The 464-nt window shown below is 50.6% G+C and carries 1 protein-coding gene; it reads left to right on the forward strand.

Annotated elements, in window-relative coordinates:
• Window positions 1–21 precede the first annotated feature (21 nt).
• The coding region (locus AA84_RS0102815) for a group II intron maturase-specific domain-containing protein (protein ID WP_328286223.1) at window positions 22–464 on the forward strand (443 nt) is incomplete at its 3' end.

Consider the following 464-nt stretch of genomic DNA (forward strand, 5'->3'; position numbering starts at 1 on the left):
ACCGCAAGAGGTCACGAATTCGTGCGTTATGCGGATGACTGTAACATCTATGTCAGAAGCCGGCGCGCGGGATACCGAGTTCTTGCCAGTGTCACCAGGTTTCTGGAAAAAGATCTAAAAGTGACGGTCAACCGGGAAAAGACGCAGGTGGGTTCGCCGCTGAGGCTTAACTTTCTGGGATTCTCCCTGGGGGTCTCCCGTAACGGTGCCTATGCGCGACCAAGCATGAAAACCAAGAGGCGTGTCAAAAGAGCCTTAAAGCAAATGACCAAACGTAACCGTGGACGCAGTCTCGATGTCCTTTTCGGAGAAATCCGATTGAAGATGAGAGGCTGGCTTCAGTACTACGGGATCGGATGCATGAAGAGCTTTATCCAACGCTTGGATGAGTGGCTCCGCTCGAGAATTCGTCAATATATCTGGAAGTCATGGAAGAAAATCAAAACCCGTTTCAAGAAGCTCCG

This window comes from Sporolactobacillus terrae DSM 11697, from assembly GCF_000648615.1.
Taxonomy (GTDB): domain Bacteria; phylum Bacillota; class Bacilli; order Bacillales; family Sporolactobacillaceae; genus Sporolactobacillus; species Sporolactobacillus terrae.